We start from the raw sequence: 6311 nt of genomic DNA on the forward strand, positions 1-6311 counted from the left end.
GAAAAATAACACTTTTATACTGTAAACAGAAGTTTAATCTAATTTTAACAATCCTTTATCATTCGATCCTGTAAGAATAAAACTTTTTTTCTTACCACTTATCTCTAATCGGACTACATTTTGTTGCTCTTCAAATAGGTCATTTAAAACGGTATTCGAAATCTCAAATTCTGATATTGATGCTACTTTAGGAATTTCTATATAACAAATTGCAATGTCGTTATCGTATTCTTTGCCAATAAATTTTAATACAGTCTCTTTACCGTTAATTTGAATTTGAATTTTAGATTTTAGATATTTCTCCAAATAATAATCGACTTTATCCGATTCATTCTTACCGCCTAAACTAATAGAGTCTTCGTAACGCTTACGCATTAAATTTTCCAAATCGTCTATAAATATTCGCGTTATTATCTGTACAGATTGTTTTTCTTTAACGTATTGGACTTCGGTAATACTTACGTAATATTTATGAATAGTAGTAAAGGCCAATAAAGGCACTAAAAAAATTAAGAAATAATAATTAAGGGGTTTCATCTTTATAATTTAAGCTGTAAATGTAATTAAATTACCCATGTGCTGACAAGGATAATCTTTATTCTGATTTTAGGTTCTTGTTATACTGCATATATTTTTCGTTTAAATACGCCAGAATTTCTATATCACGCTTATCCTTGCATCGCGCTTCAAAATTAGGATCGTCTGAACAGAAGTACCAGAAATCCATCTGTTTCAATTCACTTAATGGGTGTTCACTGAAGAAATCTTCTGAAAGTCGTTGTCTTATATCGTACCTGAGTTGGTTATTTCTTTCAAGTGCAATACGTTTTTTAAGTTTCTTTGTCCTGCCTGTGATACCATTTATTATAGGATCTACAGGAAGCGAACCTCCTAATAATCCTAATAACATTATGGGTTTAAATTCTCCTCCTGCACCACTTAAATCGCGTTCGGCTTTGGTTTTTCTTTTTCCTTTATAGCCTGGAATACCAACATCGTAAAAATTTATATTCCGCTTTGCCTTAGAACTGCCAATATCTAACATTAAGTTACCTGTTAAAATTGTTCCTACAACAACTTCTTCCAACGTATTAATAGCTTCTAAAAGGGAAATATTTAGAGTGTTATTAATAAGAATAGGAGCATTAATTACCACTTCTTTGGTTTTATACTGAAGGCTCGAAAACACAATGGTATCGTTAAGTTTGGCTTCAATAGAAAATGCGCCTTTAGCATTTGAAACCGTGAAACGCTTAGACGATTTATTAATAATATGAATATTTTCAAGATCATCCTCCGCAGTAATTGTACCAGTAATTATTTTAAGATTTTGAGCTTTAACTATAGCCACACTTCCTATGAAGAAATATAATATGAAGTGTGTTTTCATCTTTAATTTGAAGGTGATTTTGAATTCAATAGATACTGATTGTATTTTGCTTTTAGAAACGACAAAACGACAATATCTTTTTTCCCTTTACAACGTTTTTCAAAATAAGGATCATCCGAGCAGAAGTACCAAAAGTCCATATGTTTATATTCTTCTAAAGGATGTTCGCTAAAGAAATCTGCAGAAAGCCGTTGTCTAATTTCATTAATAAGCGCATCGTTACGTTCTAATTTCACATGATTTTTCAGCATTTTTGTTCTGCCACTTAAGCCATTAATAATAGGATTTAATCCAACTACACCGCCTCCAGTTGTGGCTTCTTGTAAGCGTCGCTCTGTTTGGGTTTTTCGTCTTCCTGTATAACCAGGAATGCCGACATCGTAAAAATTAATTTCGGTTCCTGCTGTAGAGTTCCCTACATCTAGCATTAAGTTTCCTGTGAGTATTTTCCCTACTACAACTTCATCTAATGTATTTACAAACGCTTCCAAATTAACTATTATCGCTTTATTTGCTATCACCGACGCATCAATAATAATACTTTGATCTGCATACTGAATTGAGGAAAACACCAAAGTATCATTTAATTTTACAAGAATTTTAAAATGTCCAGTCTGCGAGGTAATTGTAAAGGTTTTCGATGTTTTATTTATTACATGAATATTCTCTAAATCGTCTGCCCCACTAACTATACCTTCTATAGGTACCATTTGAGCCTGTACACTTAAGCTATTTAAAAGAATAAAAAGAATCCCAGGAAGAAGACATTTAACTCTAAACACCCTATTTAGATAAAAACACTTTACTTTCTTTAGAAAGATATTCTATCAATTGCATTTCTTGACCTGGTTCTAGTAATCTTGAATCTATGTTACGATCTACATGATTAATAAATTCCTCGACCTGATCGTTAGGAATTCCAAAATTTTCGGAAATAAATGAAAAAGAATATATACCACGAAGTCCTAAATTTGCTTCAGTTTCTTTTACTATTTTCTCGTTTTTATTGTCTTTCTTTTTAAATAATGGCTTCAAAAAGGTATTCGCAATAGCTACCATATTTAAACCGTTGTAAAACTCACCTTGATTTAATAATGACATATCTGCTTCAGAATGATAATCATCTGCAAATTCATAAGCGCCAATATCATCTATTCCAAAGTTAATGCTTTCCAAATCTGGTTTAAAGGTTTTAAACTTCCCTAAATCTTTAGATAATACACCTGTTAGTCCGTAAGGCATAATGACCACTTCGTTTAAACGATTAATATGTTCTACCAAAAAGACAGTAAGTTGCTTAGATTCTAAAATTTCTAAATCTATTTTAACGGTAATAGTTTCGAATTGCAGAGCAGATATTTCAATAATATCTAGTAATCCCACATTAATTTTAAATTCCCCTTTGGCATCACTCACCGTACCTACATTTGTAGTTGTATTATAAATTGTAATTCCTTCAATATCGTCGGTGTCGGCCACTACAATTCGTCCTAGAACTTCCACACGATTTATAGTTTGGGCCGTTAAAGAACCTATAGAAGATAAGCATATAAGAAATAGTAATATTTTTTTCATAAATCAATTTTAAATAAAGTTAAGGACTTATCGGCTATAGAATTTATTAGTGGCATTTAAATTTTTGTTAAAACCATCTATTACTTAAATTTACGATAAATTATCGACGATGAAAAATATGATTATTGCCAGTACCTCTACAATCTATGGTAGTGGCTATTTAGACTATATATTAGACGAGTTACAATCTCACTTTAAGAATGTAAATACCGTATTATTTGTGCCATATGCTAGACCAGGTGGTATTTCTCATGACGACTATACAAATAAAGCGAAGGATGCTTTTTCTAAAATTAATATTGAGGTTGAAGGGATACATACTTTTAAGAACACGGCAAAGGCCATAGCGGAAGCAGAAGCAATTTTTGTGGGTGGAGGAAATACATTTGTATTAGTCAGTCAGCTTTATAGAATAAATGCTATGCAACCCTTAGTAGACGCTGTTAATAATGGAACACCATATTTAGGAACTAGTGCAGGAAGTAATATTTGTGGTTTAACTATGAATACAACTAACGACATGCCTATAGTGTATCCTCCAAGTTTTAAAACATTAGGTTTAGTGCCCTTCAATATCAATCCGCACTATCTAGATCCAATTAGCGACAGCGAACATATGGGTGAAACTCGTGAAACCCGAATTAAAGAATTTTTGTCTTATAATACACAACCCGTTATTGGATTAAGAGAAGGAAGTTGGTTACACGTAAACGATAATTCTATTATTCTAAAAGGCAATTTATCGGCTAGAATATTTAAACATAACCAAGCGCCCTACGAGATAGAAACAGGAAGTGAATTACAAGGGTTGAAATAAAAAAAAGAGCTTCATATTTCTATGAAGCTCTTTTGAGCGAGAGACCGGGTTCGAACCGGCGACATTCAGCTTGGAAGGCTGACGCTCTACCAACTGAGCTACTCTCGCATTACCGGGTGCAAATATACAGATATTAAATAATAGTATCCAAGTAAAGTTTATATTTTTTTTAAAAAATGATATCCTAATATATTGAAGCCTTCATTGTAGTAAAACTTATGAGATGGAAAGTTTTGAACGTAAGTATTTAGCTCCACGGCCTCATAACCTTTACCTTTAGCATAATCGTAAATCCATTTAAAAAACTGTTTACCAATGCCTTTACTTCTATAATCGGCATCAATATAAACGTGATCGACTTCCACACTACGACCACTATAATGTCTAGTACAGAACCATAATCCGCAAATTCCTATTAGCTCTTGATTATTAAATACCCCAATGCACTCGTAATTCTGTTCGAACATTTCAGAAAAACGTTCAAATAATAAGGCATCTGAATGCTTATTGTCCGTGAATTTCTGCATTAATGGAATGATTTGAGGTAATTCGTCTTTTTTAAGTCGACGATAATTTATTTCGTTAGCCATTATTTTTTCTTAGGTTTAAAAAAATGAGATGCAAAAATAAATAAGTTTAAATTATCAATCTAATATCTCAAACCTAAAGATTATATTTAATAGAAGAATTAACTCTAATTAACATACCGTTTAAAATAACAAATAAGCGTTATTATAAGGAATATTTTTTTGCACAGTAGACTAAATACATCAATTAAAACAATAAATATACAATTACATTATATATGTCATTACAGAAAAACCTTAGAAATCTAACTATAAAACAAATAGAAGCACAAGACACTTATAAAGTACGATTACCTGTGCTAAGACCAGGACGACCAATTGAAGATTGCGAATTTAATAACGACACACATAAAGATACATTTCATTTAGGTTTATACTATAAAGCCGATTTAATAGGCGTGGTTACCTTTATGAAAACAATTAACGAGGATCTTCAGGAAAGAAGACCATATCAACTCCGTGGAATGGCTATCTTAGAAGAGTACCAAGGTTTAAAATATGGAGATCTATTAATACAAGCTGGAGAATCGTTAGTAAACGAAAAACAGGGGAAATTGATTTGGTTAAACGCCCGAGAAATAGCGGTACGATTTTATGAAAGAAACGGATTTAAAGTTAGCGGAGACTCCTTCGATATACCAAAGATAGGTAAACATTATATGATGTATAAAACCATTTAAATTTATGCTTACATATAAGCGAATAACATCAACAGAGCACATTGATTTTCTCAAAGCTTGGAATTTATATGAAAGGTCATTTCCTGAGAACGAAAGACGACATATAGAAGGACAACGTCACGCTTTGGGATTAAAGAACTATCATTTCAACATTGTACTTAAAGATGATCTATTTGTTGGGATACTATTCTGGTGGGATTTTAAGACATTACAATATATAGAGCATATTGCGATTAGTCCTAATAGACAGAGTAAAGGACTGGGAAGCGAAATAATGAAAGATGTAATAAGTCGTGTAGGTACAAATCCCATTATACTTGAAGTCGAGCCACCAATTACAGATATACAGATAAAACGTATACAGTTTTACAACAAGCTCGGTTTTAAAATAAACGATTATAACTATACACAACCGGCATTACAGGAATCCACTGAAGCTGTTCGGTTGCATATATTATCATTTCCAAGCACATTAAACCTTGAGGAGTACAATACATTTATTACAACTTACCACGCCCAGATTTTTAGTCATATGAAAATATGATAAAGTCGCTATTGATTATACAATAATGAGGTCTTAAGATTTACTAAGTAACAATTTGAACTCTATTTGAAGTATCTAAAATTGAAGATTGATAATGGCTTTAAAATGAAACAATCTTATTATTCCACAGGAATTCTGTTCTCGGCTCCGCTCGAACGCCCTTTAAAGGAATATTGTAAATTTTAAATTCCCCAAAAGTATATAAACAAAAAAATCCTCAACATATAAATGTTGAGGATTTAGTTTTAAAAAAGGCGACGACCTACTCTCCCACAAATGCAGTACCATCGGCGCTAATAGGCTTAACTTCTCTGTTCGGAATGGTAAGAGGTGAGCCCTATCGCAATAATCACCTTAAATTGTTGATCGTTAGATGTAATTATTTACACTCTAATCAACCGCGCAACTGCGCAAATATCTTAACATATTGAAAAAGGACCTTAATAGTCTTTATTTTAAAAATACTTTATAATAATAATTCTTTTTAACTTAATAAAAAAACATGCGCCCCTCATTACTCTTGCAAGTAACTGTCCTCTATATTACTATAAAGTTAGAGGGGGCTTCCATACAATAAGCCTATGGGTTATTAGTACTACTCGGCTATGACATTACTGCCTTTACACCTATAGCCTATCAACGTGGTCATCTCCCACGACCCTTTAAAGAAATCTCATCTTGTGGTGGGTTTCGCGCTTATATGCTTTCAGCGCTTATC

General features: G+C 32.4%; 8 protein-coding genes, 1 tRNA gene and 2 rRNA genes (1 of these 11 only partly in view). 3 read left to right on the forward strand and 8 right to left on the reverse strand.

Annotation, left to right across the window (positions count from 1 at the left end):
* Positions 1 to 33 precede the first annotated feature (33 nt).
* The 4 genes from ACKC83_RS01990 to ACKC83_RS02005 all read right to left on the reverse strand — a co-directional run bounded on the left by ACKC83_RS01990 (position 34) and on the right by ACKC83_RS02005 (position 2965).
* Positions 34 to 537 (reverse strand): DUF6702 family protein, encoded by a 504-nt coding sequence (locus ACKC83_RS01990; RefSeq protein ID WP_414035150.1) that lies wholly within the window; start codon positions 535 to 537, stop codon positions 34 to 36.
* Between the two features lie 58 nt (positions 538 to 595).
* Complete coding sequence (locus tag ACKC83_RS01995; protein ID WP_434036847.1) at positions 596 to 1390, reverse strand: carboxypeptidase-like regulatory domain-containing protein; 795 nt, start codon at positions 1388 to 1390, stop codon at positions 596 to 598.
* Positions 1391 to 1392: 2 nt separating this feature from the next.
* On the reverse strand, positions 1393 to 2100 hold the full coding sequence (locus ACKC83_RS02000; protein WP_434036848.1) for a hypothetical protein: 708 nt from the start codon (positions 2098 to 2100) through the stop codon (positions 1393 to 1395).
* A 73-nt stretch (positions 2101 to 2173) separates the two neighbouring features.
* Complete coding sequence (locus tag ACKC83_RS02005) at positions 2174 to 2965, reverse strand: carboxypeptidase-like regulatory domain-containing protein (RefSeq protein WP_434036849.1); 792 nt, start codon at positions 2963 to 2965, stop codon at positions 2174 to 2176.
* A gap of 109 nt (positions 2966 to 3074) precedes the next feature.
* Here ACKC83_RS02005 and pepE point away from each other — a divergent pair, with 109 nt between their 5' ends.
* A complete protein-coding gene (gene pepE, locus ACKC83_RS02010) occupies positions 3075 to 3782 on the forward strand; it encodes a dipeptidase PepE (RefSeq protein WP_434036850.1) in 708 nt (235 codons plus the stop codon).
* Between the two features lie 35 nt (positions 3783 to 3817).
* On the opposite strand, the gene ACKC83_RS02015 is transcribed toward pepE, so the two are convergent.
* Positions 3818 to 3890, reverse strand: a tRNA-Gly gene (locus ACKC83_RS02015).
* A 50-nt stretch (positions 3891 to 3940) separates the two neighbouring features.
* On the reverse strand, positions 3941 to 4372 hold the full coding sequence (locus tag ACKC83_RS02020; RefSeq protein WP_434036851.1) for a GNAT family N-acetyltransferase: 432 nt from the start codon (positions 4370 to 4372) through the stop codon (positions 3941 to 3943).
* 215 nt (positions 4373 to 4587) lie between these two features.
* On the opposite strand from ACKC83_RS02020, the gene ACKC83_RS02025 reads away from it, so the two are divergent.
* Both ACKC83_RS02025 and ACKC83_RS02030 read left to right on the forward strand, forming a co-directional pair.
* A complete protein-coding gene (locus tag ACKC83_RS02025; protein ID WP_434036852.1) occupies positions 4588 to 5049 on the forward strand; it encodes a GNAT family N-acetyltransferase in 462 nt (153 codons plus the stop codon).
* Positions 5050 to 5053: 4 nt separating this feature from the next.
* Positions 5054 to 5593, forward strand: a complete 540-nt coding sequence (locus tag ACKC83_RS02030; protein WP_434036853.1) for a GNAT family N-acetyltransferase — start codon at positions 5054 to 5056, stop codon at positions 5591 to 5593.
* Between the two features lie 249 nt (positions 5594 to 5842).
* On the opposite strand, the gene rrf is transcribed toward ACKC83_RS02030, so the two are convergent.
* Positions 5843 to 5950 (reverse strand): 5S ribosomal RNA (gene rrf / locus ACKC83_RS02035).
* 212 nt (positions 5951 to 6162) lie between these two features.
* A 23S ribosomal RNA gene (locus ACKC83_RS02040) occupies positions 6163 to 6311 on the reverse strand; it runs 2683 nt beyond the window's last position.

The sequence above is a fragment of the Formosa bonchosmolovskayae genome, assembly GCF_051016085.1.
Taxonomy (GTDB): Bacteria; Bacteroidota; Bacteroidia; order Flavobacteriales; family Flavobacteriaceae; genus Formosa.

Bases quoted from the DNA above. Each gene is read 5' to 3' on its own strand.
- ACKC83_RS01990 (WP_414035150.1), bottom strand. From the start codon at position 537: ATGAAACCCCTTAATTATTATTTCTTAATTTTTTTAGTGCCTTTATTG.
- ACKC83_RS01995 (WP_434036847.1), bottom strand. From the start codon at position 1,390: ATGAAAACACACTTCATATTATATTTCTTCATAGGAAGTGTGGCTATA.
- ACKC83_RS02000 (WP_434036848.1), bottom strand. From the start codon at position 2,100: ATGGTACCTATAGAAGGTATAGTTAGTGGGGCAGACGATTTAGAGAAT.
- ACKC83_RS02005 (WP_434036849.1), bottom strand. From the start codon at position 2,965: ATGAAAAAAATATTACTATTTCTTATATGCTTATCTTCTATAGGTTCT.
- pepE (WP_434036850.1), top strand. From the start codon at position 3,075: ATGAAAAATATGATTATTGCCAGTACCTCTACAATCTATGGTAGTGGC.
- ACKC83_RS02020 (WP_434036851.1), bottom strand. From the start codon at position 4,372: ATGGCTAACGAAATAAATTATCGTCGACTTAAAAAAGACGAATTACCT.
- ACKC83_RS02025 (WP_434036852.1), top strand. From the start codon at position 4,588: ATGTCATTACAGAAAAACCTTAGAAATCTAACTATAAAACAAATAGAA.
- ACKC83_RS02030 (WP_434036853.1), top strand. From the start codon at position 5,054: ATGCTTACATATAAGCGAATAACATCAACAGAGCACATTGATTTTCTC.